Genomic DNA, 23,583 nt, shown 5'->3' on the forward strand with positions numbered 1-23,583 from the left:
GGGCACACCACCCCGGAACTGCGGGATGGGCTTGCCAGGATCCTGCAACCCATGTGACGGCTCCGTGCCCGCTCGACGCCGCGGTCAGATCACACAGGGGCGTGGCGCACACCGGGCCGTGAGGATGCGTGCGGCTTCAAGTTCAGGTGGCGGTTGCCTTTCTGCCGCCGAGGTCGGGGGGCCGGTGCCCTGCGGGGTGTACGGGCTGGGCGCGTACCTCGCCGACCGGGTGGCGCCCAGCAGTGATCTTGGGGGGCTTGGGGGCTTGGGGCGCTCGGCGATCGGGATGCGCAAAGTGGGCACCCCGGGGTCGTGGTCAGCCTTGATGTGGTCGGTGTCCGGCGTGTCGGCCGGCGCGATCTGGCGGGAGAAGACGCCCAGCGGCCGCTCGGACAGTTCCATCTGCACGTCGTCGGACTTCGCCACGCGACGACGCTCGGCCTTGACGGTCAGCGTGTTCGCTCGACGTCGATGTCGATCGTCTCCGGCCCGACGCCCGGCAGGTCGAAGGCCACCACGTGCTCCTCGCCCCCGCAGCCGGCGTCCGTCGCCACCGCGGAGGGCCGCGACCAGGTGCCCGGGCCCATCAGCTGCCGAGCCGGCCGGTCGAGGCCACGGAAGGAATCGTCGGTGCGCATCAACATCGTGAGACGCCTCCAGCCCGACATATCGGTCGCCATGGATTGCGGCGACATGCCGTCAGGCACCGAGATACGCCTCCGCGATCGCCAGGGCCGCTGCCATGATGCTCAGCTGCGGATTCACCTGGGGGCAGCTGGGGAGTACCGAGGCATCCGTGATCAGTACACCGTGGACGCCGCGGAGCCGGCCCATCGGGTCGGCGGGAAAGCGCTGCGCACTGCCGCCGGCAGCCACCGTGCCCGTGGGATGGTAGGCGGAGAGATGGAGGTGCCGGGCCTGTGCGCCCGCGAGGACGGCGTCCAGTTCCGCGAGGTTGCGGACGCGGGGAGCGGCGGGGATGCCCGTGAGTACTTCCTCGGCGCCCGCGGCGAACAGCAGTTGGCCCATGGCGCCGACTGCCCGCAGCAGGCGACCGGCGTCGCGGCGGTCCAGGTCGTAGCGGATCAGCGTTCGGTCACGGCCGAGGACACGGCCGGAGGGGCGGTCGGCGATCATCGCGCCGAGAGTGGCGAGCCGGTCGGCGCGCTCCAGTTCGCAGCGCAGCTCTTCCCCCAGTCCGGGGAGGACGAAGGAGCCCATGCCGGGCGGGGTGGCGGTGGCCTCGACGAGGATGCCCGCGTCGTGGTGCTCCTCCACGCCGACGCTCTGCAGCACACCCTCCCAGGCGGTAACCGGTTCGGCGAAGCGTCCGGCGACGCTCGTGGCCGGGTGGACGCTGAGGTTGCGGCCGAGCCGTGGATGTCGGCCAAGGCCGGAGCGGCGCAGCAGCGGCGGGGACTGCAGCGCACCCGCCGCGACGACGACCAGGGGCGCGAGGATTTCGAGCCCGCCGTCGTCCCGGTGGACGCGCACCCCGGCCACGCGCGGGCCTCCGGGCCGGTCCGCGTCGACGAGGATGCGCTCCACCCGTGCTCCGGTGACGATGCGGGCCCCGGCGGCGCAGGCGTCGGGCAGCACGGAGAGCTGGACGCTCTGTTTGGCCCCGGTGGGGCAGCCCACCACGCACTGGCAGGAGCCTTGGCAGCCGGGTGCGTTGCGGCGCAGCGGCGTGGCCTGCCAGCGGAGCTGACGGGCGCCGGCGAGCGCGATGCGACCGTTGTTCCCAAGGACGTCGAGGGGCTGGGTGGCCACCCGCAGGGTGCGCTCGGCCTCGTCCAGGTGGCGGTCGAAGCCGTCGGCGAGCGTGAAACCGGTTCCCTGCCAGCCGGCGATGACGTGTCCTGGAGTGCGGTAGCAGGTACCGGAGTTGACGACCGTGGTGCCGCCGACGGCGCGGCCCACCGGAAGCAGCAGCGGGGGGTTGCCGACGGCGACGGTCGCCCCGCCGTCCCGGTACAGCTCGGTGAACCGGTCGAGGGGCGTGCGCCGGCCGAAGGAGGCGGTGGAGTGGTGTTCTCCCTCTTCGAGGACGACGACGTCGAGTCCCGCCCGGGCCAGGGTCCGCGCGGCCATCGCCCCGCCGGCGCCCGAGCCGACGACCACGGCGTCGGCGGTGGAGCGAGCGGGCCACGCGGACGCGGGTGTCAGATCCAGCGGCGGGTCCTGGCGTATGAGGCCGACTGGTGCGAGCCCGTGCTGCAGCATCCGCTCCGTTCCGGCGGCCAGGAGGACGGGCACCTTGAGCACGTCCAGCAGCGGGAGGAGGGCGGGATGTGCGGCGAGTGCGCTCAGTACGGACTCCCTTTCGGGCGTGGTCAGGGCGCCCAGGGTGCGTCCGGTGCGCACCACCGCATAGGCGTCGATGCCGCGCGCGGCTGTCCGTAGGCCGGCCCGGGCGGCGAGCGGCATGGTGGTGAGGACGCTCTGCAGCCGGGCGGGGACGCGCCGGGGCCAGTCATCGGTGCCGTCGTCGGCGATGAGGGCGGAGACCAGGCCGGTGAGACTCATCGGGTGCCGACCTCCGCGTGGGCCGTGCCGTCGAGCGTCCACTCGGCCTCCGTGCGCCAGCCGCCGAACCACCACCGTTCCAGCAGGACGTGGGCGTCGGCGCGTTCGCTGTTGCGGCAGGTAGCGTGCCGGCCGTCTGGGTCGGTGTAGTCCAGGGTGAGTGTGTGGTCCGCCGGCTGGGTGATCTCGACCCGAATCCGGCGCAGGCCGCTGCGTCCGGTGACCGTCCACGTGGGCAGGCCGATGTCGGCGCGGAAACGCCCTGCTCCGGCCCAGCCGACGGCCGGCCGCTCGGGGCGGCGGGGCCAGTCGCGGCCGTCCCGGCGGAGCCGGAGGAAGACCAGGGGTGGAAGTCGGCGCAGGCCCGGGCGCATCGACACGGCCGCGACGATCTCCAGGACGTCTCCGCCGCTGAGGTCGGCGTGCAGCCAGGCCCAGCGGCGGGCGTTGCCGTGACCGTGGATCCGAGCCGATGCGCCCGGGGCTGCGGTGAGCGTCAGCGTCGTACCGTCATGGGTGAAGGTGCCGTCGTAGAAGGCACGTGCGGCGGGGAGCATCTGCGCGGCCGGCAGCAGGGGCCGGCGCCAGGACCAGCGGGGGAAGGTGAACAGCGGCTCGTCCGCAGGCCGTTCGGCGAGCTCCCAGCGCAGGGCGCCGTCCTCGGCCGACCCGGTCAGGCGCCCGGGCCGGACCGCGACCCCGCCGGCGTCGAAGCCGGACTGCCCGGGAGTCCAGGGGGCGGGGCCGAACCGGGCGTGCCGCACGGGTTGGTCCTTGGGGAACACCGCGGCCCAGCCGTGTGCGTACGGCTCGGATCCGTCGGCCGGTGCGGTCAGTTCGTGGTGCAGCCACAGCCCGCTGCCGGTGTCCGGGTCGGTGACGGTGGTGTACCAGACCTCGGTACGGCCCGGCTCGCCGCGCCACCGGGGTGCGAGGAACAGGCCCGGATCCTCCCGTCGAGGGAAGCGGAAACCGGCGAGGAAGGGGAGGAGTTGCGTACCGAGGGGGAAGCGCAGGGTGCCGGTGCCGATCCGCGCGCCGTCGTCGTAGAGGGTGTACGGCAGGACAGTCATCGAGGCGACGGGCCTGCGCGGGGTGACGGACTTCCAGCCGTCGAGGGTGAGCGGGCGACCACCTGCGGTGAAGGTGATGCGGTAGCGGATACGGCGGCGCGCGAGCGGCGAGATCTCCAACTCGCCCTGGGCGTACGGGTCGTCGGCCCAGCCGGTGACGCGGATCCGGCCGGTGGCCCGGGCCGGGGTGGTACCGAGGAGCCGCAGGACACAGTCCGCTGAGACGCTCAGATCGAGCCGGACCCGGCGGGTGCGGCCCTCGTCGTCGAGCATCAGGGTGCCGAGCATCGTCTCGCTGAAGCGGGTGCCACGAGTGGACGAGCCGCCCGAGCCCGTGGCCATGTGTGCGGTCGTGTCCGCGCTCATGCGAGACCCTCCAGCATGATCCGCTCGGTCGCGGTCAGATACTGCTCGGCCGCCCGCCTGGCGCCCGCCCCGTCACCGGCCGCGACCGCGTCGACCAACGGCTCCAGGCGCCCGTGTGCCAGTCCGGGATCCTCGAAGGGTCGCCTGAGCGCGGCGCGCACCGGCAGGTAGGCGTTGAAGAGGGTATTGGTCAGCAGGACGTAGACGCGGTTGCCGGTGGCGCGGGCCAGGGCCCGGTGGACCTCGATGTCCGCGAGCTGTACGGCGTCGGCGTCCGCCGCCTCCTCCACAGCCGTCAGCAGCGTGCGCAGCTCGGCTCGCTGCCGGTCGGTCGCCCGGACCGCGGCGCGTTCGGCGATCAACGCTCCGATGTGACGCCGCACTTCGAAAACCTCTCCGATCCAGTCAGGGCTGTGCCGCACCAGCATGGGCAGCAAGTCGGCACCACCCAGGCGCAGATAGTCCCGCACGCGGGTGCCGACACCGTGCCGCGTCTCCAGCAGTCCGGCCTGCATCAGACGCCCGAACGCGTGCTTGAGGGTGGTGCGGGTGACGCCGTAGCCGTCGGCGAGTGTGCGCTCCGGCGGCAAGTAACTGCCGGCCGGATGGCGTCCCGTGAAAATGTCCTCGCGCAGCCGGCTTTCCAGGACATCGACGATGGTTTCGCGGGGCAGTGCCTCCACGCCGTCCTCCCAGTGACTCAGTGGATGAGCCACTCAACCAATACGTTGCCCCTGAGGTCAATGGACATGACATGATCCATCGCTGTTTCCGACACCTGACAGCCGTCGGGCAACGTCATCCGCGCGTCGGTAGGCCATGCGCAGTCGGCCAAAGACGAGTGACGTTCCCTGGCTTGGGCTCCTCAAGGTTGCCCATCACTCTGCGGGAGGCGGAGCGCGCGGTTGCCGGTACTGAGCCGGATCACCCTGGTGGACGTCCACGGACGCCGGGGCGACCTGGACGCCGCCGTGCACATCGGCCGCGACCCGCCCGGCGCAATGGACGATGCACGCCGCGCACGAATCCTCGGCGGAAGGAAATGCCAGGCGGGCCCGCAAGCGCGCGGCGGCCGACGTCCTCCTGCGGGACGCGGCCGGGCGCGTGCTCCTGGTGAACCCCGCCTCCACACCCGGATGGGACCCGCCCGGCCGCATGGCGGAGTCCAACGACCCACCGAAGGGCTCCGTCCGGCGGGAACTGGTCGAGCAACTCGGCCTTCACCACACCCTGCGTCGGCTGCTGGTTGTCGACCGGGGGCCCCGCACGGACCCTGGGACGACCAGCTCGGGGGCCGCTCACCGGGCGGTTCTCGTATCGGTCCGGTCCACCGGCGCGTTGGCTCCTTCGACGTCCGTACCCCGTGACGGACCCGGCGCTCAGGTCGCGGGCCGGGCTTCGGCGCGAGAGCCACATGGTCGACGGCTCACGGCGAGGACCCTCCGCCGTGCTCCGTCACGTGGTGACGGCGGAGCGTTCGCGGGCTGCGCGGACGGCGTTGGTGAGGCTGGTGAGGTCGTAGGCGCCCGTGGTGTCTGCGGCCGTTGATGAAGAAGGTGGGGGTGCCGGCCACGCTGCCGAGGTCGGCTGAGTCGACGTTCTCGGCGATGCGGGCTGCGCCGACGTCCGCGCACATGTCTCGTTCGAAGCGCTCCGCGTCCAGGCCGACGGCAGCCGCATGGGCGTGCAGGTCCTCGGTGCGGAGAGCCTCCTGATGGCTGAGCAGCAGGTCGTGCATGTCCCAGAAGCGGCCCTGGCGTGCCGCTGCCTCGGCGGCTTCGGCGGCGAGTTGGGCGTGGATGTGCACGTCGGTGAGGGGGAGGTGGCGCCACACGTACCGCAGGTCTCCGAAGCCGGCGAGGAGTTCGCGGCCGACCGGGTCGGCCTGCCCGCAGTAGGGGCATTCGTAGTCGCCGTACTCCACGATGGTCACAGGAGCGCGGTACGGCCCTCGGATGTGATCGCGGTGAAATGGACTGTTAGTCCCACTCCCATGTGATGCCGAGGACGCCCGGCCGTATCTGCTGCTCCACGAGGTGGACCGAGCCATAGGCGTTCACTGTCAGATCGGCGACCGCCTCGCGAAGGGCGGTCGCCGAGCGGCGGAAGAAGCGGCGGCAGTGGACGGGCAGTGCGGCGCGGTCGAAGCCGACCTGGAGAACGTACTGGCCGCCGCCATAGGTGAAGCCGCGAACGTACTCATGGCTGGACACGCCGGTTCCGTCCTCGAAGCGGTACCCGAGGACAGCGGTCTCCCCGGCTCTCAACCGCCCGTCGAAGAGCAACTCGACAACGACCACCCCCGAAGCGCCGTGCCGCCGGATCCGCCCGACCCGGCAATTGCCGAGGCCGCGCACCCGGACCTGTTCCGTGTCGCAGCCCGGGTCGCCGTGATGGATGGCGAGGTAGCGGTCGACGCCATCGCGGTGGGCCTGTACGACGTGTTGTGAGTCGCGGGCGGCGAGCTCTCGATGGGCACCGATGTGCACGTGCTCGTAGTGGATCACGGTGTGCAGCCCGCCGTCCGCCGGTGCCGCCAGGCTCCTCAGCAGCGATTCGAGCGCGGCGGCGGGCTCGAGGAGGGTGCGATATGGACGGGCTGGGGGATGGTCGCCGGTGGCACGTGGGCCGATCAGGCGGGTGAGGGCGTGCGGGGGAAGCTCCAGGACCTCCTCGAGCGCGGTGACGGCACGAAGCGACTCGGGCCGCTCGGGCCGCCGCACACCGCGCTGCCAGTAGCTGAGGCTGGTCACACCGACACGGATGCCGCGCTGGGCGAGCCGGTGCTGCACGCGATGCAGAGCCAGCCCCCGTGCGGCAAGCGCGGCCCGGAGCGCGGCGGAGAACGGGCCGGTGCGCAGGGCTTCGGCCAGTGCGGCCTCGGGGGTGGGGCGGCGGGACGAGCCGAGGGCTGGATCGCCGCGGCTCGGGGTAGCACGGCGGTCGGTACTGTGTGCTGCCATTGGGCCCCTCCTCCATCCGCTCTGATCGTTCAAGCGTGAACGTTCACTTCCCTGTCCTGGAACGGGCGTTGCTTGCGCTGCCACCTGCTGGTACCTGCTGTGGCGTTCACAACCGTACGGGTGCAGTTCACTGTGCCGCCAGCCCTGTGGATAACTTCATTGACCTGCACCCGACAAGAGATCGATGCTGCTGTCGCAGCGTCCGGACGCGCTCCTCCACCCCCACCCCCGACTGGGAGGAACGCCATGTCCCATACCACCCGGGGCCGCAGACGGCTGGCGCCAGCGGTCCTCGCCGCCATCGCCGTCATGACACCCGCCCTGGTGCCAACGGCCACCGCTCACGCCGCTCCGGTCTCCGCTGCGCCCACGGCTGCTCGGGTCGCCGCTCACCCGGCCGTTGCCGTCGCCAAACGCCTCAACATCACCATGCAGGCGCAGCAGAACAGCAACTGGTGCTGGGCGGCGAGCGGCAACACCATCGCGTCATGGTTCGGACGCGACTACACCCAGAACCAGTTCTGCGACGCGGCTTTCAACCGGCCCCAGGGCAGCACCTGCGGCAACTGGCAGGCGGCCTTGGACGACGTGCAGAGCGCCCTTGACTGGATGGGCATCAACCCCGGTACGTACGTGAGCGGTTACCTGCACTACGACACCGTGCAGAAGGAGATCAACGCCGACCGTCCCGTCGAGACGCGCATCGAGTGGAGCTCCGGAGGCGGGCACATGCATGTGCTGTACGGCTACGACACCTCCGGCAACCAGGTCTACTGGGGCGACCCGTGGCCCTCCAACTACCGCTACAACTGGGGGGATTACAACTACTACGTCAACAACAACGCGTTCATGTGGACCCACTCGCTCTACCGGATCGGAGCGTGACCCCATGACCGCGATCCGCACGTCACCGATCCAGGCCACACCGGCCCAGGCCTCATCCAGCGGCCCGTCACCAACCCCGTGGTCACCGAGGCGCCGCACACCGAACCGGCACGTGTCCGCCGGCCGCACCCCCATCCGCAAGGGCGCGGCAGTCGTGGTGCTCGCCGCCGCCGCGGCCCTCGGCGCACTCTCCCCCGCCACCGCCCACGCGGCGGCGGTCGGCAACTTCCCCACACCCTTCACCGCCGCCGACACCGCTCAGGCGCGCAAGGCGGCGTCAACCCCAGCCTCCCTCCTCACCCTCTCGCGCTTCTTCGCCCGCGATGGCGCGATCGCGCAGAGCGCGGCCCGGCCACATCTGGTCGGTCCCTCGGTAACCGTCTACTTCCTGGACCCGGGGTTCGTCGCCGGACGCCCGGGCGCCCCTGTCGCCGATCCGCAGTTCATCGCGAGCAAAGCGGTCTCCGCGGACGGCCAGGTCGCCTCGGTGTGGACGGTACGGACGGAGAAGGGGTGGAAAGTCGTCAACATCGCGACGGGCGGTGACGAGACCCACTACGTCGGCGAGGCGCACGGCCTCGGACCCGTCTTCCGGGAACCGCAGATCGACGCCTGGTACGTGGTGCGCGACGGCCGCGTGCTGCCGCTCGACCCCGACGCGCGGCGCGCCGTGGGGAGGGGCGGCGTGACCCTGGGCGCCTACCAACGCCTGGTGCACGCGAGGTACGGCGACAAGCTCCCGGGGTCCGCCTACGACCGGGCCGGCGAAGGCGGCGGTTACGGCGGTACAACCGCGCCCCCGCGCGCGTCCACCGCACCCGCGGCGACCGCCGGGGGAGCCATCATGGCGGGCACCACCGCCGTGTCCGTCGCCGCCTTGCTCGGAGCCTGTTTCGGTGTCCGCCGCATACGACAGACGCGCCGCGTCAGCTGAGCCGCCTGCCCAGCCCCGCGCCCCCCGTGCCCCAGACCCACCCGGCCTGGTGCACGGGGGTTGTCCGCCGGGCCCACGCGGCGGATTTCCGTCCTGACCAGCAGCGTGAACCAATGGCTGCCCCCTCCAGCCGCCACCCGAAGCCGCCCCCGATCCCCGATGCGCCGGGGGCCAGGAGTTTCGCGACCAGTACGGCCGCGTCATCTGCGCGGGCAAGGCCGATAGCCCGCGTCAGCGGCTGTCGTCGTACTTCCAGGACCTGGCCACTCCCCCGGCACCCGCAGCTTGGTCACCACCGCCGCCCCGGTGGAGCGGACCGAGGTCACCACCGAGGACGCTGGCCGCCGCGGGGCGCCCGAGCGGTCATTGAGGGCTTGGGCCGCCTGGACATCCTGGTCGGCAACGCCGGTCTCATGCTGCTCGGGCCGCTCCTGGCGCGGACCTGAGCGGCCGGCGGCGCATGGTCGACATCAACGTCATGAGCTTGACGCACACCGCCCGTGCGGTCGTTTCCCACCTGCTCAAGGCAGCCGCCGAGGAAGGGCCGGGCCGCCGACACCGTCAAGAACGACTTGCTCGCCGGCCACGCTTGCGCCATGCACGAGCACGGTCGCTGACAAAGGCCATTTCCGCAGGTGGGGAGGATTCACACACGTGTACCACCCACGGGACGTGTCCGCACCGGAGGACGTCTGGCTCTCGGTGCGCGACCTCTCGTGCATCGCCGTGCCGATCTTCTGCGCCGCCTCGGCCGTACCTTCCATGGCCTGACGGATCGCGGCTGTGTCGTCGCCTCCGGCGGCCCCTGTCCCTGACGAGCCTCTCGGTCGAGCGGAGGAGCTGTTCGGCCTGGTTCCGGGTCTCCGCGGCCTCCCGGCGGCCGCGGCGCTCCTCGGCGTGCTGCTCCGCCTCGCGGACCATGCCGGGTCTCGTCCGCTACGTCTATGAGCCCGACCGAGTGAGCGATCGCCCGCCGACTCCAGCAGCGGCAGCTCATCCCGCCGCTCAGCCATCGGCTCACCGGTCACCGGTCACCGGTCCGATCGGGATGCTCCCCAGGTGCCGCTCGTCCGATTGCGATCGCGACCTCATCAACTTAGCTTCAAGACGTCGGTTTTATTCCGATAAGGCCAACATCATTCCTTATGTTGACCTTTCCCCGCGGCATCGAACGGAGCATTCATGTCGGTGATGACCGGTACCCAGCCCCAGCAGCAGTTCGGCCAGCAGATCGGCGCCCCGCAGGGCCAGCTCGCACAGGTGGTCCAGCAGGCAATCCAGCAGGCCTGTCAGCAGGCGAGCCAGCAGATCGCGCAGCGCATGCAGCAGACGCTGCAGCAGATCCAGCAGGTCCAGCAGCAGCTGCAGCAGCAGGGCATGGCCCACCAGGCGCACCCCTACCTCGCGCTCGCGCTGCACCACACGCTGCAGCAGGGCGTCCGCAGCGCGGTGGAGCAGTCCGTGCAGCAGGCACTGCCGACGGCGATCGTGACGCTGCTCCAGCAGAGTCAGCAGGGCGTCCAGGGCATGCCGGGCCAGCAGCAGTGGGGCGGCGGGTACGGCCCGCAGTCGTTCGGCCAGCAGTTCCCGCAGTACCAGCAGCCCGGCTTCGGCCCGATGGGTCAGCCCTTCGGCATCGGCTGACGTACGGCGGCGCGTGATGCGGTGTGCTCAGGGTTGCTTCTTGGGCACACCGCATCACCGTGGAAGCGCGAGCTGCCCGGCACCGGATCAGGAACCAAGGACGACAGAGGCGTGGTGAAGGTGGACGTAATGGTCAAGGAAAGGCCCGGGAGCAAACCCCGAAACAACCGCGAGAGCAGATCAGAAGGCTCGGGGGCCGGTGGGCCGGGACCCGAAGGCATGGAAGCGCAACCACGCCGGACGGGCGCGCCGTCACCGATCACGGTGCAGCCGCGCCGGGTGCGGTACATGGTCACCCCGCTGCCGCAGCATCTTCTGTCACCGGGAGTTCCCGAACTGGGCATGGACGCGGTGTGCGACCAGTTGGAGCAGATGCCCGAGGTCACGGTGGTCCGCAGGCTCCGGCCGTCGGAGAAGCTGAAGGCCGCCGGGCTGTACCCCTCCTGCCCGGAAGTAGTGGTCGTCGAGGCGGCCGAGGCCCAGGTGCCGGCCATGCGGTCGCTCCATGTGCACATCGAGCCGGACCTGCCACTGGCCGGGGCAGGGCCGGTTTCCGCGCCCGCGGCGGGGATGCCGGCGCTGCGCGACCCGGGGCTGGTCACGCCGCTGGAGCAACCCACCGAGATCGCGCTGCGCGTCTGCGGCCCGGACGGCGAACCGCTGGCCGGTGCAGGGGTGTTCCTCATCGGTGCGACCTGGCCGGCCCAGGGCATCACCGGGGCCGACGGGACGGCCACTGTCATGCTCGCGACGGAAACGGCGGAGTCCATCCAGTCCCTGTACGTGCGGCCCGCGGGCGGTTACACCGACCGGTGGATCCTCCGCCCCGACCTCTCGGCAACCCAGGAAAACCTCGTCACGCTCACCCCGCTCGCCAAGGTCTACCCCGATCTGGAGCAGCGGCAGCAGTACGGCTGGGGCCAGCAAGCCATGCGAGTGGACCGGCTGCCCCCGACGTTCCGCGCCTTCGGCATCAAGATCGCGGCCATCGGATCGGGCGTCAGCACCGCGCACCCCGATCTGGAGCAACGGGTGCGCTCCGGGGTCGACATCGTCCGCGGCACAAACGAGGGCTGGGCCCACGACACGCTGGGCAGCGGCACCCACGCCGCGGGCATCATGGCCGGGGCGGACACGGGCAAGGGCCTCATCGGCATCGCCGTCGACGCCGAGATCGAGGTCTGCCAGGTGATGCCCGACGGGTATTTCAGTGACCTGATCGCCGCCCTGGACCACTGCATCGAGACTGGCGTCGACATCGCCCACATCGGCGTGGCGACCCCGTACCCCTCGACCCTGGTCTCCCTCAAGCTCGCCGACGCCAACGCGGCGGGCATCGCCTGCGTGGCCCCGGCCGGCGACACCGGCGGGCCGGTCGCCTTCCCGGCATCGCTGCCCACGGTGTTCGCCGTGGGTGCCCTCGGCGTCTTCGGCTCGTACCCCCAGGACACATCCCAAGCCACACACCGCGGGGCGCAGTTGACACCGGAAGGGCTCTTCGCCGCACCGTTCAGCTGCCACGGCCCGGGAGTCGACGCGGCCGCCCCCGGTGTGGCGGTCCTGTCGTGCGCGCCGGAAGGCGGATACACGGCCCTCGACGGCACCGGCACCGCCTCTGCCCACGTCGCCGGCCTGGCGGCGCTCGTTCTCGCTCACCACGAGGACTTCCATGGCCAGCTGCTGTCGCGGGGACCCGGTAGGGTGCAGCACCTTTTCGAGATCATCGCGGCCAGCTGTCGCCAGCTGGCCACCCCTGGCACGCTGGAGGCGGCCCGCGTCGGCCGCGGTCTGCCCGACGCCCTCGTCGCCCTCGGACTGGCTCCCGGAATCCAGCTCGCACCCACCCTGGCGCCCTACGCCCCGTCCATGGCCGGTTAGCCACCTCCCACCGCGCAAGCACACGGTTCGGCACCCGCTCCAAGGGAGCGGGTCCTGAGCCGCATCGGACGGCGGGCCCGACAGGTCCACGCGCGGTCCGAGTGCAGAGCAGGCGGGAGCTGGTCACCGAGCCGAATGGCGGTGCCGGAGTGTCCCAAACTCACCCTGGTGTGCCGTTGTTGATCGCGGTCTGTCGGTCGTCGGCCGGGCACCGCACCCGGATCGACAGGGCCGTCTGCGCCGGGACTCCGCCGATCAGGCTGGCCGCCGCCCTCATCGCCGCACAACCTGGGCGCCGGCCTTTCCGGTGACCACACCCGCCAGACGTCCGCCCGGCGGTGAGCTGTCGCCGACCCAGCGCACCGTCAACCACGCGCTCTCGACGGCGCGGGCGCCGGTCGGGCGTAGCGTGGCCCGGCTGAAGTCCTGGCGCATCTTCCGCACAGCCCGGTGCAGCCCGAATCGAATGACGTCCATCTTCGCGGCCGTCCTCACACTGGAGCGACAGCAGGGCGCCGGCGGCCGCCGCCGTCGGTACGAGCCGGCAGCTCAGCGGTGTACGACTTCGCCGAACTCCGTCATTGAAACGTGGTGGGAGCCGGGTCTCGTGGAGGTGTCCCCAGCTCGCGTGCCGCCAGGGCCCAGCTGAGTTCCACCGCGGTGTCCGGAGCGTCCAGGCTGGTGCCGGTCAGCTCCTCGAGACGGCGCAGACGGTAGCGGACGGTGTTGACATGGACGTGTGCTCTGAGCGCGACTTCACGGATGTTCCGTCCCCTCTCCAGGTATTCCCGCACCGACTCCTCGATGAGCGCACCGAACTCCCCCTCCGCCTCCAGCGGGCGCAGATAGCGGTCGAGCAGCAACTCGGCGAGTTCCGGCTCGGCGACGACCGCCACCCGCCACGACAGGTCGCTCAGGTCGTACACGCCGCGCAGGCCGTACGCACGGGCGGCCTCCAGCATCCTGCCGGCGGCACGGAAGGAGCGGTGCACCGCGACCAGACCCGTCGGCGGGCCGAGCCCCGCCGTCACCTCCGGGTCACCGGTCTCCGGCCTGGCCTCGACGGCTCCGGCGACAGCCTCGTCCAACACGGTGAGCAGCGCGCCCCGGCCGTTCCAGCGACCCTGGGTCTCCAGGGAGCGTTCCAGCGCGTCCGGACCGACGTTGCCGCTCGGGACGGCTCTGATGGCCCGGTACGGCCGCGACGGGTCCAGCCCGTAGATCGCCGCACCGCTGTGGATCTCCGCCGCGCTCAGCGTCCCGTAGAGCAGTCCGCGCAGGAAATCGGCGCGACGACGGGCGTCGAACAGGGCGGACGCGACCTCCGCCTGCCGGTGGACTGCGGCGATCTGCAGGCTCGCGACGTCCGCGAGCTCCCACAGGCACCTGGTGCGGTCGACGATGAGGCCGGGGTCCAGTCCGTGTCCGGCCGCCTCGGTGATGAACAGATCCCGTATCGCGCTCAGCGCCCGGCGGAAGGCGCGGAGCCCGTCGCTGAGCGGTACGCCTCGGGCGACCGGTCCCGGGCCACATCGGCTTCGCCGAAGTCCTCCGGCTGGGGCGCCGTCCCTTCCCGCACCACCGCGAGAGCCCGCTGGAAGTGCCGATGCCAGATCTGGTCGAGGAGTTCCCGTGGGACCGCGCGGTAGGACGGGATGTGGTCCGTCAGATCCGCGTGGAACCGCCCGCCCACGTGCCTCTGCTGAGCGGTCATCGCAGCGATGACCCGTTCCAGGGGCACCGCCGCGCACGACTGTCCGGGCATGGACCTCACCTCCGCCCCTCGGGTACCGCCCGTTGTACACCTGAACAATGTGCCGACCTCGGGCCTTGACCAGGGAGCCGTCGACAACGCCCCACCCCCGACAGCACAGTGGCACGGCAGCGGAAGGAGCACAGCGGCGCGTACACAGCAAGGCACCGATCGACCGTGCTCAGTACCGCCCTCGTGCCATCGGCCACCCTGACGAACCGTGCGGAGACCACCATGACCGACGAGCACCAGCACCGCTCCGACCGCCCCGCCGCCGACACCGGCCCGCGCCTCGCCCCACTGCCCGAGGACAGCTGGGACCGGTCCACACGGGAGTTGCTCGCCCCGATCCCCCGGGATGCCGACGGTCACCTCGCAAACATCTTCACCACCTTGGTGCGGCACCCCGGCCTCTTCCGGCACTTCCTGCCGTTCGGCAGCCATCTGCTGCGCGAGGGCCGTCTGCCGGGCCGGGCCCGGGAACTGCTGATCCTGCGTACCGCGTACAACACCCGGGCCGGTTACGAATGGGGGCGGCATGTACCGCTGGCCAGGGCGGCCGGGGTCACGGACGAGGAGATCCGGCGGGTCGGCGCGGGCCCGGACACCCAGGGGTGGACGCCGGCCGACGCCCGTCTGCTGCGTGCCGCCGACGAACTGCACCGGAACGCACGCCTGTCCGCGGCCACCTGGTCCGCACTCGCCGCCGACCACGACGAGGCACAGCTCATCGCAATCACCATGCTCGTCGGCCAGTACCACATGGTCGCGTTCTTCCTGAACTCCGCCGGCACTCCGCTCGAGCCCGGCTACGCATCGGACGCCCTGCCCGGGCCCGACGGAGCCCTCGCGGACACCGCGGAAGGGGGACACGGCCATGGCTGAACCCCGGCACGCCGCAACCAGCCACCCAGTCGGCCTCCTGACCGGCCGGAACATACTGGTCATCGGCGCGGGTACCCGCCCCAGCGACGATCCGAGGGCCCCGGCGGGCAACGGACGGGCGGTGGCGGTGCTCGCCGCCCGCGAGGGAGCCTCCGTGGCCTGCGCAGACGTCTCCCCCTCCGCCGCGGCGGCCACCGCCGCCCTGGTCGGCGAGGAAGGCGTTCGTGGCCTCCCTGTGGTCGGTGACGCGACGGATCCCGGCCAGTCCTCGGCCGTGGTCGCCGAGGCCCTCCGCGAACTCGGCGCGCTCGGCGCGCTGGTGGTCAACGTCGGCATCGGCCTCGGCATGGGCCTGGCGGACACCTCGCCGCAGCAGTGGGAACGCGTGCTCTCGCTCAATCCGAGCGCTCCCTTCCTCGCCGCCAAGTACGGACTGCCCGCGATCGCCGGCGGAGGATCGATCGTCTTCGTCGGTTCCGTGGCGGGGCTGCGCGCCGCCACCAACTCGCCCGCCTACGACAGCTCCAAGGCCGGCCCGTTCGGACTCACCCGCCATGTCGCCAAGGAGGGTGCGCCGCGCGGGATCCGCGCCAACCTGGTCGTCCCGGGCCTGATCGACACCCCGATGGGCCGCGAGGCCTCGGCCCGGCGGGCGTCGCGTTCCACCTCGTTCAGCCGTATACCGCTCGGGCGCCAGGGAACCGCCTGGGAGGTGGCCGAAGCCGTCACCTTCCTCCTCTCCGACCGCGCCTCCTACATCACCGGGCAGAGCCTGGTGGTGGACGGGGGGGGTTGAACGCCGTCTGAGCACGTGGCGCCTGTCGGATCCGCCGGGCGGGGACGGTCCCTGCGGGCCAGGGCATCGACCGAGGACCGCCCCCTCAGGGTCACTTCGGAGCGCGGGCCGAAAGCTAGGAATGCCCGGCGTCGCGCGCGGTTCCGCCGGCGCGCGCCTTCACGGTAGGTCGGCGAGAGGGGCGCTGGGTTGCCAGGTGACGGGGAGGACGACGTCGACACCGTCGCGGCGGGCCAGCGGCAGCAGTCGGCTCATCGTGGCATCGATGTCGTCCAGCAAATAGGGCATGGGCCTCAGGGGCCGGTGCAGACCGACGAAGAAGTCGTCCCAGTGCACCAGGACGACCCGGCGGGCCCCCGTCGCGGCCACGACCTCGTCCCAGTACGCACGCAGGAACTCCGTCGACTGCTTGCCCAGCGTGCCGATGCCGAGATAGATGACGTCGGCGGCCCGGCCTCGCAGGGCGCCGGGACGGTAGTTGGCACTGGCGTGCAGCAGGATGCGGCCCGTCGGATGGGCGACGAGCACGCTGTAGGCGGTGCCGGTCTTCCATGCGCGGGCCCGGGCCGGTGGCACAAGAGGCTCGTCGACGGTTCCGGGACAACGGTCACCGGGGCTGTGCACGGAGTCCAGGAAGGTGAGGTCGAAGCGGCCGTAGGAGACGGTCTCCCCGTCCGCGACCACGCGCAAGGACGACTCCGGCACTCCCAGGCCGCGGCCGATGTTCGCGGTGGAGGGGGATCCGACCAGCTCCGCGCCGGTCTCCAGTGCCCACACCGGCGCATCGAGGGCGTGATCGTAATGGGAGTGAGCGCAGAACACCGCGGCCAGACTTTCCACCCGCAGCCGGTCGACCGTGGCCCGCACCAGAGAGCGGTCGGGCGCGATCGAGCCCAGGGCGACGCGAAGCATCCCCGGCCGGGTGACGAACCCGTCGCTGAGTACGGCCGTCTCCCCGTCCGACAGCAGAACGGTACTGGTGCCAAGGAAATGGGCGACCACCCCGTGGCCGCTCGTCATCGGGCGCTGTTGGTAGGGCAGATAGGGGCGCAGGCTCGGACGACCGACAGGCATTCTCATGCCTGCATCCTCACCTGTTCAGCGGCTCCAGCCGATCACTTGGTACTCCGGTCAGACATCGTGTCCTGTGCTGGTTGTCCTCGTTGTCCGGTCGTGGACGGAACCGCCTCCGGCGGCGGCAGCAGCTGAGTTATGTCGTGTCGGTTCCCGCCAGTGAGCGTAGCGGCGAGCGGTGTTCCCTGGCGGTCGACGATCAGGTGGTACGTGGAACCGGGACGGGCGCGGTCAACTGGCGAGGGACCGGCATGCTCCCCCCTGAGATGTCTTTGAGCGCCGGACGTGCGAACCGTCCACAGCGCAGTCGTACAGGTCCAGCAGGTCGCGCGCGGCCCTGCCCCAATCGCGAACAACGACACGTGCAGAGGCCCTTCGTGAGCAGTGCAGCCGGCGTCGATCCACCGCGGCCCCGCCGCCCTGCCCGAGGCGCTGCGCCGGGGGCTTCTCGACCGCGCGGACGCCGAGCGGTTCCTTGCCGAGGGCGTCCACCTGGTCGAACTCGCCGGTAATCCTTCCCTGGCGGCCGACCTGGTGGACCGTCTCGCCGTCCACCCCGGCGACGAGGTGCGGCTCGCCGTCTCCCTCCGGCCCGAGCTGACGGAAGCCCGACGCACAGCGATCGACTTCACAGTGGCCCCGCACGCACGGCGTGACGTGGACTGGGTGGCGGCCGGCATCGCCGATCAGGACGTGCTGCACCGGGCCGCTACCTCCGCCCACCCTCTGCTGCGCCGCGCCGCGGCCTGCAGCCCCCATCTGCCACCCGGGCTCCTGCGGCTTCTGGCCGAGGACACGGACATCGTCGTGCGCACCCACCTGGCTGTGTATCACCCCGACACCCCTGAGGAGGTTCTGATGAGCGTGTACGCACGGCTCGGCGGGACGTTCTCCGCCTGGATGGCGACCGGCCACCCCGCTTCCCCCGCGAGGGGCTCGCCGCCCGCTACGCGGACCATCCAGACGGAATCTACCGACAGCTGGCAGTCCACGACCCCGCCGCCGGCCCCGGTCTGATCGAGCGGCTCAGCCACGACCCGGACGTCCGGACGCGCCAGGCGGCGGCCCGCGACCCGCGCCTGCCGCTCCCCCGGCTCCTCGAGGCTCTCGCCCTGCCCGAGCCGGCCTCCAGTGCGGGCGCCAACCCGGCCCTTCCCCCGGGTGAGATGGCCGTGGTCATGGACGAGGCCGGGGTGCCCGCGTGACGACGGGCGCCCGGAGCGGCGCGGCCGAGGTGTCTGCGGCCACTGTGCACCTGCAGCAGCACGGTCACCGGACAGGTCGGAGATGGGGTGTCGGCACCTTCTGCCAGCCGGCTGGAAAAGGCGGGCGCGCATGTGCTGCGTGAGGTTCTCGAGGATCTCGCGCGGCCACGGGCTGCGGACGGCTGGCAGCCGGAGCAGGGTGTCCTGGAACGCTCCGGGTCGGCCAGGAACAGGTGACGGGGGGGCACTGCGCGGGCGGGTCGTCGCGGAGGACGCCGTGGGGCATGTCGCCCGACGCGGAGACCCGCAGGTACGGCTCGGGGAAGGCTGGCCACAGCCACAACGAGTCGCCGAGCCGGAGGAGGAGATCGCAGCCCTGACACCGTTGCGCGACATCCTCGTCCATCGAATGCCCTGGTTGGGGACGCCAAGCGACGTCCCCCTGGAACGGGCCGCTTGATTCCGGCGTCCCCCCAACCGCTCCCGAGCTGAAGCGGAGTGGTCGCCCTGCCCGTCCCGCAGGAGATCGAGTACAAGGACGACGGCGAGCGGAAGGCCGCCCTGGCCGCTCACCTTGTGTGTGCCGCGACCCGTGCCACCTACAACCTGGTCGACGCCGCCCCAGACCGACCGGCTGATCGGCGCCTGCCAGACGCTCGCGTGGCATCACGGGTACCGCACGGATGCGGCCGGCGGGGTCTGACTGACCGTGCCGGGCGGCCCGCTCTACCAGGTGTCACCGGTGAAGGTGTGCTTCACGATGTCTTCAGTCCGATGGCAGCACATACGCCTCGTCACGTCGGGCGTCGGCGGCAGCCAACAGGACCTCCGCCGCCGCGGTGCGGACGTACAGCACGTACCGGCCGCTGCGGTGCGCGTCGACCAGGCCGGCCGCGCGGAGGGCGGTCAGGTGTTGGGAGACGCCGCCGGCGGTGACGCCGGTGCGGCGGGCCAGGTCGATCGTCGAGGCGGGGGTGTCGAGTTCGGCCAGCAGTCGGGCCCTGGACCGGCCGATGACCGCGGCCAGGGCCTGCGGGAGGGCGGACCGCCGCTCCCAGAGTGTGGCCACGCCGCGCGGTGGATAGCGCAGGGTGGGTTGCCAGTTCGGGGTGATGACGGAGAAGACCCGGGGCCAGGCGAACACCGACGGAACGAGGAGCAGGCCACGACCGCCGAGTTGCCGACTGCCACGAGCGTAGTGGTGCCCGACGTACAGGGTGTCGTCGTCCCAGGTCACGCTGGAGCCGAGGTCACCGAGCAACTGGTCCGCCCCGTGTTCGGCGAACAGCCTGGCCCGGTGCAGCACGTCACCCTCCAGGAGAGGGCGCATCCGGGGCCAGTACGGGGCGAGCGCGATGTCCCAGTAGGCCTCCACCAGTTCGGCGAGCTCGGCGAGACCGCGGCGTGGATCGGCGCGCAACTGATCGATCCGCTCGGAACGCGGCGCGCGTCGACCACTGAGGCCGGACCGGACCTGCTCGGGGGGCGTGGAGCGCAGTACCGCCAGCTCAAGACCCAGATCAGCGACCGCGGTCGTCGGTGGCGGTGCGACGAAGACCGGTATCGAACGGGGCGGTTGCGGGACCAGATCGGCGAGCAGGCTCCAGTCCAGACCCGAGGCGGTCAACCGATGAAGGACCTCGTCGGTCCACGGACGGTACAGCGGGTGCCCGGCCGGGTGCTTCAACACCCTGACACTTGCCACCACTTCCCACAGCGGCGACAGGGCGAACCGGGTGCGGGCCAGGTCGCGGACGGAGAACGCCAGGTCCAGCACGGTGCCGCCCCTCTGCTCGGAAAACCCTGCGGCCAACGGGCCAGGATTCAGTACAGCCTAAATTCCTCGCTCGCCGGTCGGCGCGGCGGGAACCTCACTCCATGACCAGCACTGATCTCGCCCACGGGCCGGGCACGGCCGCTCCCACCACCGATCCGCATCCCTCGGCTCTGCGAAACCCCGGCTTTCGCCTGCTCGTCGGCGCCGCTGCGGTGAGCAAGCTCGGCACCGCGGTGAGTTCCCTGGCGATGCCGCTGACCGCCGTCCTGGCCCTGCACAGCTCAGCCGGACAGGTCGGCTTCCTGGCAATGCTGAGCACCCTCGCCTTCCTGCTGATCGGCCTGCCGGCCGGAGCCTGGGTGGACCGGTTCCGCAAGCGGCCGGTGATGATCGCCGCCGACCTGGTCAGGGCCGCGCTCTTCGGGTCCGTGCCGGCCGCCTGGCTGCTCGGCTGCCTGACGATCCAGCAGCTCTACCTGGTGGTCCTGCTGGCAGGCGCGGCCACGGTCTTCTTCGACGTGGCCACACTGAGCCACCTGCCCGAACTGGTTGGGCGCAGCCAGCTCACCCAGGCCAACGCCCATCTGGTGACGGTGGACGCCCTCACCCAGATCGGGGGAAGGAGCGCGGGCGGCTTCCTGGTGGCACTGCTGTCCGCCCCGACAGCGATCGTGGTCGACGCGGCCGGCTACCTGTGGTCGGCGATCCTCCTGCTGCGGATCCGCCAGGCGGAGCCGCAGCCGCAGCGCGGGCGCGGCACACGCCTCAGCGGCGAGATCCGGGAGGGCCTGCGCTTCGTCCTCGGCCACCCGACGTTGCGGGCCGTCGCGCTCGCCGGAGCACTGACGAACCTGTCCATCCAGCTGTGCCAGACGATGCTGCCGGTGCTGTTCGCCCGTGAACTCGGCTTCCCCGACGGTGTCATCGGCCTGTTCTTCGCAGTCGGTGGTCTCGGAGTGTTCATCGGTTCGGTGTCGGCCCGTTGGCTGGCCCGCCGGATCGGCGCCGGCCGGGTCCTTTGGCTGATGGGCCTGGCCGTCGCACCGTTCGGCGTTCTGCTGGCGCTGGCCGATCGCGGACCGGCCCTGTGGCTCGCCGCTGGGGCCTGGTTGATCACCACGTGCAAGGTCGGCATCGACAACGTGATCAAGGTCAGCTTCCGCCAGAGCGTGACCCCGGACCACCTGCTCGGCCGGATGAACGCCACCATGCGGGTCCTGCTGACCGGCTCACTCGCGGTCGGCGCGGCCCTGGCCGGCCTGGTGGGCGAACTCGCCTCTGTCCGTACCGCCCTGTGGGTCGGCGCGGCCGGCCTCGCCACGGTCTGGATACCGATCTTCTTCTCACCGCTCCGCACCCGGCGCGAACTGCCCGGCTCCGGCGCCGCGCGTATGCGGAGCCGCCGGCCCAGCCGGGTGTGACGAGCAGAGCCGGTGGGCGGCAACACCCCTCCCAGACCAGGTGGATTCTGCCGGCCAGTCCTCCGCGCGGGCGGCCGGGGTTCGGCGGTCCGCGGCCTGCAGGGCGGTCACCGTCGGCGCACCAGCGGCGATGCCGGTCGTACACCATGGTCGTCCACGGGCCGAAGCGCGGTGGCAGGTCCCGTCACGGCACGCCGGTGGGTCCCGGTGGAGGATCCCGTTGATCACCCGTCGGCGCGTCTGGCAGGTGACCGGGGTGCAGTGGTCGAGCGGCAGGGTGAGCGGTTCGGCGGTCGGCGAGGACCGGAATGGACGCCCTGCCCGGCACAGCTGGACGAGACGGGCGCCGGCGCGCCCGCCGCCACCGCCCGGATGCGCACCCTCCCGCGCCGCCGACGGTGGCGACCTGAGAGCCGGTCGGCCTCAGCGCCCGGCGAAACGGCCCACCAGGACCGCGAGCCGCTACGCCGCCGCCTCGCGCGGCAGTGCGTCCGGAGGGGGTGAGCCAGACCAGCCCGTGCAGCGCCGACCAGAACACCTCGACGAACGCTCCCGGGTCGGCCTGCCCGGCGACCCCGCCCAGCGTGTCGACCAGTGTCCCGAAGGCCCCCCGCAGCGCCTCCGGGTTCTCCTCGTCGGCGAACAGCAGGCCGGTGTCGAGCAGGAACATGGACGTTGATGACGCCGCCGCCCTCACGGACCTTCTGAGTCAGCGCGTCGACCCAAAGGAATGAGTAGAGCCGCCACAGGCGCCGCTGCTGTCCAGGTTCATTGCCGCATCCCGACCGATCACCCTGCCGAGGCGGGACCAGATGAGCCCGCTCTTCAGTTGCCGCAGATCCCATAGGGCCGTCACGGAGAGTGGTGGGACCTGACCCCTCGTGCTCGGCACAGATGCCACACCCCGAACCCACGCCACCTACGCGTCAGACACGATCTGACCAATACGCCGACATCCACCGGACTCACCGGGGGCTGATCCACCCCCGATTTCAATGCCGACGGTTTTGTTTTCGGCACAAGCTATTACATCTCAGGATGCAATGCGACATTCATCACAGCTCGGAATTCTTAAGCAATGCGACGCGAGCCCCTTAGTGTGTTCGGACATCAGGCATAAACGGGATGTACTGCTCGTCTCCATCGAGAGCCGGGGATCCGCGACCGGGCGACGGAGCCCGCCGCCTCACCGGTCCCCGCATGGCTCGGAGCGACCGGTATCCCCTGGGCGCTGACGCGCAGGGACGTAGATCTCCAACGGACCTGCCGCACCTATGGACGACGCCGTGCCGGAACGGCGGCGCGCCTGTGCTCGCCCCTGCCTCGACGTGACCAGTACCAGCACCGATTCGGACACCAAGTGGTGCCGACGGAGGTAGATCTGTGGCATTGGCCAGAATCAAAGGGGCGACAGCAACCGTCCTCACCGCGGCGATCGCGGGAGCCGTGCTCACGGCGTGCGGGCAGCACGCAGGCGGGCACACACCCCAAAGCTCTCCCAGCAGCGTGACTCCCTCGACGAAGCTCTCCTCGCCCAGGCCGCACTCGTCGTCCCCGACGCCGTCGCCCTCGTCCGCTTCTCCGTCCCCATCCCCGTCGGCCTCCGGCCGCGCGGCACGAGTAACGCAGTCCGGCCACAATGGCGGCTCCACCGCCGTCCCGTCAGGGCCCGCTTCCCAGTCCAGCCCGGCGAACGCCTTCGGGCAACTTCCGAGCGCCCCGACGGGCTCCGACATGTTGATCGGCCACGGGGTGGAGGGCACCGGCAAGTCCGTAGCGCTCACCTTCGACGACGGCCCGGACCCGCGGTGGACCCCGCAGGTGCTGGCGCTCCTCGCCCAGCACCACGCGAAGGCCACCTTCTGCGAGATCGGGCCGCTCGCCCAGAGCTACCCGTACCTGACCAAGGCGATCGTCGCGGACGGGGACCGGCTGTGCGACCACTCGGTCCATCATGACGAGCAGCAGAACCGCAAATCGGTCGAGTACAACATCCACGAGATCGTCGACGCCAAGCGCGAGATAACCGATGCCGCGGGAAGCGGCGCGAAGCTGATGTACTACCGGGCACCCGGCGGTGACTGGAGCCCGACCATCCGGGGGATTGCCGGCGCCAACCACCTGCAGCCGCTGGGCTGGAGCGACGACGCCAACGACTGGCGGCGCCCGGGTGTGGACGGCATCCTGCGCAACATCAACCAGGACTTGCGACCCGGCGCGATCATCCTGATGCACGACGGCGGCGGTGACCGTTCGCAGACCGTGCAGGCGCTCGCCCGTCTCCTCAACCAGCTGGACGCTCAGGGCTACGGCTACGGCTTCCCGATCTGAGCTCGACGCTGTCGGGATCTTGCAGTCGGCGAGGTCATTCGCTGACGGCCCGCCAGGTCCACAGCCAAG

The 23,583-nt window shown here is 71.3% G+C and carries 17 protein-coding genes and 6 pseudogenes; 12 read left to right on the plus strand and 11 right to left on the minus strand.

Annotated elements, in window-relative coordinates:
- Positions 1–261: 261 nt before the first annotated feature.
- The 4 genes and pseudogenes from ABT288_RS33225 to ABT288_RS33240 form a co-directional block, all read right to left on the minus strand.
- A pseudogene (locus tag ABT288_RS33225) lies at positions 262–644 on the minus strand (Hsp20/alpha crystallin family protein); the annotation flags it as partial.
- Positions 645–699: 55 nt separating this feature from the next.
- Positions 700–2,529: a GMC family oxidoreductase gene (locus ABT288_RS33230; RefSeq protein ID WP_351615776.1), complete on the minus strand. Its 1,830-nt coding sequence runs from the start codon at positions 2,527–2,529 to the stop codon at positions 700–702.
- Entirely contained in the window at positions 2,526–3,968 is a 1,443-nt protein-coding gene (locus ABT288_RS33235; RefSeq protein WP_351615779.1) for a tocopherol cyclase family protein, read from the minus strand. The genes ABT288_RS33230 and ABT288_RS33235 overlap by 4 nt, the downstream gene beginning before the upstream one ends.
- Positions 3,965–4,651, minus strand: a complete 687-nt coding sequence (locus ABT288_RS33240; RefSeq protein WP_351615781.1) for a FadR/GntR family transcriptional regulator — start codon at positions 4,649–4,651, stop codon at positions 3,965–3,967. The genes ABT288_RS33235 and ABT288_RS33240 overlap by 4 nt, the downstream gene beginning before the upstream one ends.
- Positions 4,652–4,976: 325 nt before the next feature.
- On the opposite strand from ABT288_RS33240, the pseudogene ABT288_RS33245 reads away from it, so the two are divergent.
- Positions 4,977–5,252, plus strand: a pseudogene (locus ABT288_RS33245) (NUDIX domain-containing protein); the annotation flags it as partial.
- A gap of 171 nt (positions 5,253–5,423) precedes the next feature.
- Here ABT288_RS33245 and ABT288_RS33250 read toward each other — a convergent pair.
- Positions 5,424–5,934, minus strand: a pseudogene (locus tag ABT288_RS33250) (DsbA family protein); the annotation flags it as partial.
- Between the two features lie 13 nt (positions 5,935–5,947).
- Positions 5,948–6,931: a hypothetical protein gene (locus ABT288_RS33255; protein ID WP_351615784.1), complete on the minus strand. Its 984-nt coding sequence runs from the start codon at positions 6,929–6,931 to the stop codon at positions 5,948–5,950.
- Between the two features lie 246 nt (positions 6,932–7,177).
- Here ABT288_RS33255 and ABT288_RS33260 point away from each other — a divergent pair, with 246 nt between their 5' ends.
- The 6 genes and pseudogenes from ABT288_RS33260 to ABT288_RS33290 all read left to right on the plus strand — a co-directional run.
- Positions 7,178–7,816, plus strand: coding sequence for a papain-like cysteine protease family protein (locus ABT288_RS33260; protein ID WP_351615786.1), 639 nt, complete (start codon positions 7,178–7,180; stop codon positions 7,814–7,816).
- A gap of 112 nt (positions 7,817–7,928) precedes the next feature.
- Complete coding sequence (locus tag ABT288_RS33265; protein WP_351615789.1) at positions 7,929–8,750, plus strand: hypothetical protein; 822 nt, start codon at positions 7,929–7,931, stop codon at positions 8,748–8,750.
- A 113-nt stretch (positions 8,751–8,863) separates the two neighbouring features.
- Positions 8,864–9,083: pseudogene (locus tag ABT288_RS33270) on the plus strand (GIY-YIG nuclease family protein); the annotation flags it as partial.
- A gap of 849 nt (positions 9,084–9,932) precedes the next feature.
- Complete coding sequence (locus ABT288_RS33280; protein WP_351615792.1) at positions 9,933–10,394, plus strand: hypothetical protein; 462 nt, start codon at positions 9,933–9,935, stop codon at positions 10,392–10,394.
- 219 nt (positions 10,395–10,613) lie between these two features.
- Positions 10,614–12,272: a S8 family serine peptidase gene (locus tag ABT288_RS33285; RefSeq protein WP_351615794.1), complete on the plus strand. Its 1,659-nt coding sequence runs from the start codon at positions 10,614–10,616 to the stop codon at positions 12,270–12,272.
- A gap of 331 nt (positions 12,273–12,603) precedes the next feature.
- A pseudogene (locus ABT288_RS33290) lies at positions 12,604–12,783 on the plus strand (transposase family protein); the annotation flags it as partial.
- 67 nt (positions 12,784–12,850) lie between these two features.
- Here ABT288_RS33290 and ABT288_RS33295 read toward each other — a convergent pair.
- Positions 12,851–13,738, minus strand: coding sequence for a PucR family transcriptional regulator (locus ABT288_RS33295; protein WP_351615833.1), 888 nt, complete (start codon positions 13,736–13,738; stop codon positions 12,851–12,853).
- On the minus strand, positions 13,735–14,037 hold the full coding sequence (locus tag ABT288_RS33300) for a hypothetical protein (RefSeq protein WP_351615836.1): 303 nt from the start codon (positions 14,035–14,037) through the stop codon (positions 13,735–13,737). Before ABT288_RS33300 ends, ABT288_RS33295 begins: the two co-directional genes overlap by 4 nt.
- A 222-nt stretch (positions 14,038–14,259) precedes the next feature.
- Between ABT288_RS33300 and ABT288_RS33305 the strand changes: the two genes are divergently transcribed.
- Both ABT288_RS33305 and ABT288_RS33310 read left to right on the plus strand, forming a co-directional pair.
- Entirely contained in the window at positions 14,260–14,910 is a 651-nt protein-coding gene (locus ABT288_RS33305; protein WP_351615796.1) for a carboxymuconolactone decarboxylase family protein, read from the plus strand.
- Positions 14,903–15,706 carry an SDR family NAD(P)-dependent oxidoreductase gene (locus tag ABT288_RS33310; protein ID WP_351615798.1) on the plus strand — a complete coding sequence of 268 codons (804 nt, stop codon included), beginning with the start codon at positions 14,903–14,905 and terminating at the stop codon, positions 15,704–15,706. The genes ABT288_RS33305 and ABT288_RS33310 overlap by 8 nt, the downstream gene beginning before the upstream one ends.
- A 159-nt stretch (positions 15,707–15,865) precedes the next feature.
- Here ABT288_RS33310 and ABT288_RS33315 read toward each other — a convergent pair whose 3' ends face one another.
- Both ABT288_RS33315 and ABT288_RS33320 read right to left on the minus strand, forming a co-directional pair.
- Positions 15,866–16,786 (minus strand): MBL fold metallo-hydrolase, encoded by a 921-nt coding sequence (locus ABT288_RS33315; protein WP_351615801.1) that lies wholly within the window; start codon positions 16,784–16,786, stop codon positions 15,866–15,868.
- A 71-nt stretch (positions 16,787–16,857) separates the two neighbouring features.
- Positions 16,858–17,119: pseudogene (locus ABT288_RS33320) on the minus strand (transposase); the annotation flags it as partial.
- A 45-nt stretch (positions 17,120–17,164) separates the two neighbouring features.
- On the opposite strand from ABT288_RS33320, the gene ABT288_RS33325 reads away from it, so the two are divergent.
- On the plus strand, positions 17,165–17,797 hold the full coding sequence (locus ABT288_RS33325; RefSeq protein ID WP_351615804.1) for a hypothetical protein: 633 nt from the start codon (positions 17,165–17,167) through the stop codon (positions 17,795–17,797).
- Positions 17,798–18,751: 954 nt separating this feature from the next.
- Here the strand turns inward: ABT288_RS33325 and ABT288_RS33330 are convergent.
- Positions 18,752–19,798 carry an ArsR/SmtB family transcription factor gene (locus tag ABT288_RS33330; RefSeq protein ID WP_351615807.1) on the minus strand — a complete coding sequence of 349 codons (1,047 nt, stop codon included), beginning with the start codon at positions 19,796–19,798 and terminating at the stop codon, positions 18,752–18,754.
- A gap of 65 nt (positions 19,799–19,863) precedes the next feature.
- Between ABT288_RS33330 and ABT288_RS33335 the strand changes: the two genes are divergently transcribed.
- Entirely contained in the window at positions 19,864–21,183 is a 1,320-nt protein-coding gene (locus tag ABT288_RS33335) for an MFS transporter (protein ID WP_351615810.1), read from the plus strand.
- Positions 21,184–22,917: 1,734 nt separating this feature from the next.
- A complete protein-coding gene (locus ABT288_RS33345; protein WP_351615813.1) occupies positions 22,918–23,514 on the plus strand; it encodes a polysaccharide deacetylase family protein in 597 nt (198 codons plus the stop codon).
- The last annotated feature ends 69 nt before the right edge of the window (positions 23,515–23,583 follow it).

The organism is Streptomyces sp. NPDC001093 (assembly GCF_040298985.1).
Taxonomy (GTDB): domain Bacteria; phylum Actinomycetota; class Actinomycetes; order Streptomycetales; family Streptomycetaceae; genus Streptomyces.

Excerpts from the sequence above, each read along its gene's own strand:
- ABT288_RS33345 (WP_351615813.1), top strand. The coding sequence starts at position 22,918 with ATGTTGATCGGCCACGGGGTGGAGGGCACCGGCAAGTCCGTAGCGCTC.
- ABT288_RS33305 (WP_351615796.1), top strand. The coding sequence starts at position 14,260 with ATGACCGACGAGCACCAGCACCGCTCCGACCGCCCCGCCGCCGACACC.
- ABT288_RS33280 (WP_351615792.1), top strand. The coding sequence starts at position 9,933 with ATGTCGGTGATGACCGGTACCCAGCCCCAGCAGCAGTTCGGCCAGCAG.
- ABT288_RS33285 (WP_351615794.1), top strand. The coding sequence starts at position 10,614 with ATGGAAGCGCAACCACGCCGGACGGGCGCGCCGTCACCGATCACGGTG.
- ABT288_RS33300 (WP_351615836.1), bottom strand. The coding sequence starts at position 14,037 with ATGCCCGGACAGTCGTGCGCGGCGGTGCCCCTGGAACGGGTCATCGCT.
- ABT288_RS33335 (WP_351615810.1), top strand. The coding sequence starts at position 19,864 with ATGACCAGCACTGATCTCGCCCACGGGCCGGGCACGGCCGCTCCCACC.
- ABT288_RS33315 (WP_351615801.1), bottom strand. The coding sequence starts at position 16,786 with ATGAGAATGCCTGTCGGTCGTCCGAGCCTGCGCCCCTATCTGCCCTAC.
- ABT288_RS33235 (WP_351615779.1), bottom strand. The coding sequence starts at position 3,968 with ATGAGCGCGGACACGACCGCACACATGGCCACGGGCTCGGGCGGCTCG.
- ABT288_RS33255 (WP_351615784.1), bottom strand. The coding sequence starts at position 6,931 with ATGGCAGCACACAGTACCGACCGCCGTGCTACCCCGAGCCGCGGCGAT.
- ABT288_RS33230 (WP_351615776.1), bottom strand. The coding sequence starts at position 2,529 with ATGAGTCTCACCGGCCTGGTCTCCGCCCTCATCGCCGACGACGGCACC.
- ABT288_RS33260 (WP_351615786.1), top strand. The coding sequence starts at position 7,178 with ATGTCCCATACCACCCGGGGCCGCAGACGGCTGGCGCCAGCGGTCCTC.
- ABT288_RS33310 (WP_351615798.1), top strand. The coding sequence starts at position 14,903 with ATGGCTGAACCCCGGCACGCCGCAACCAGCCACCCAGTCGGCCTCCTG.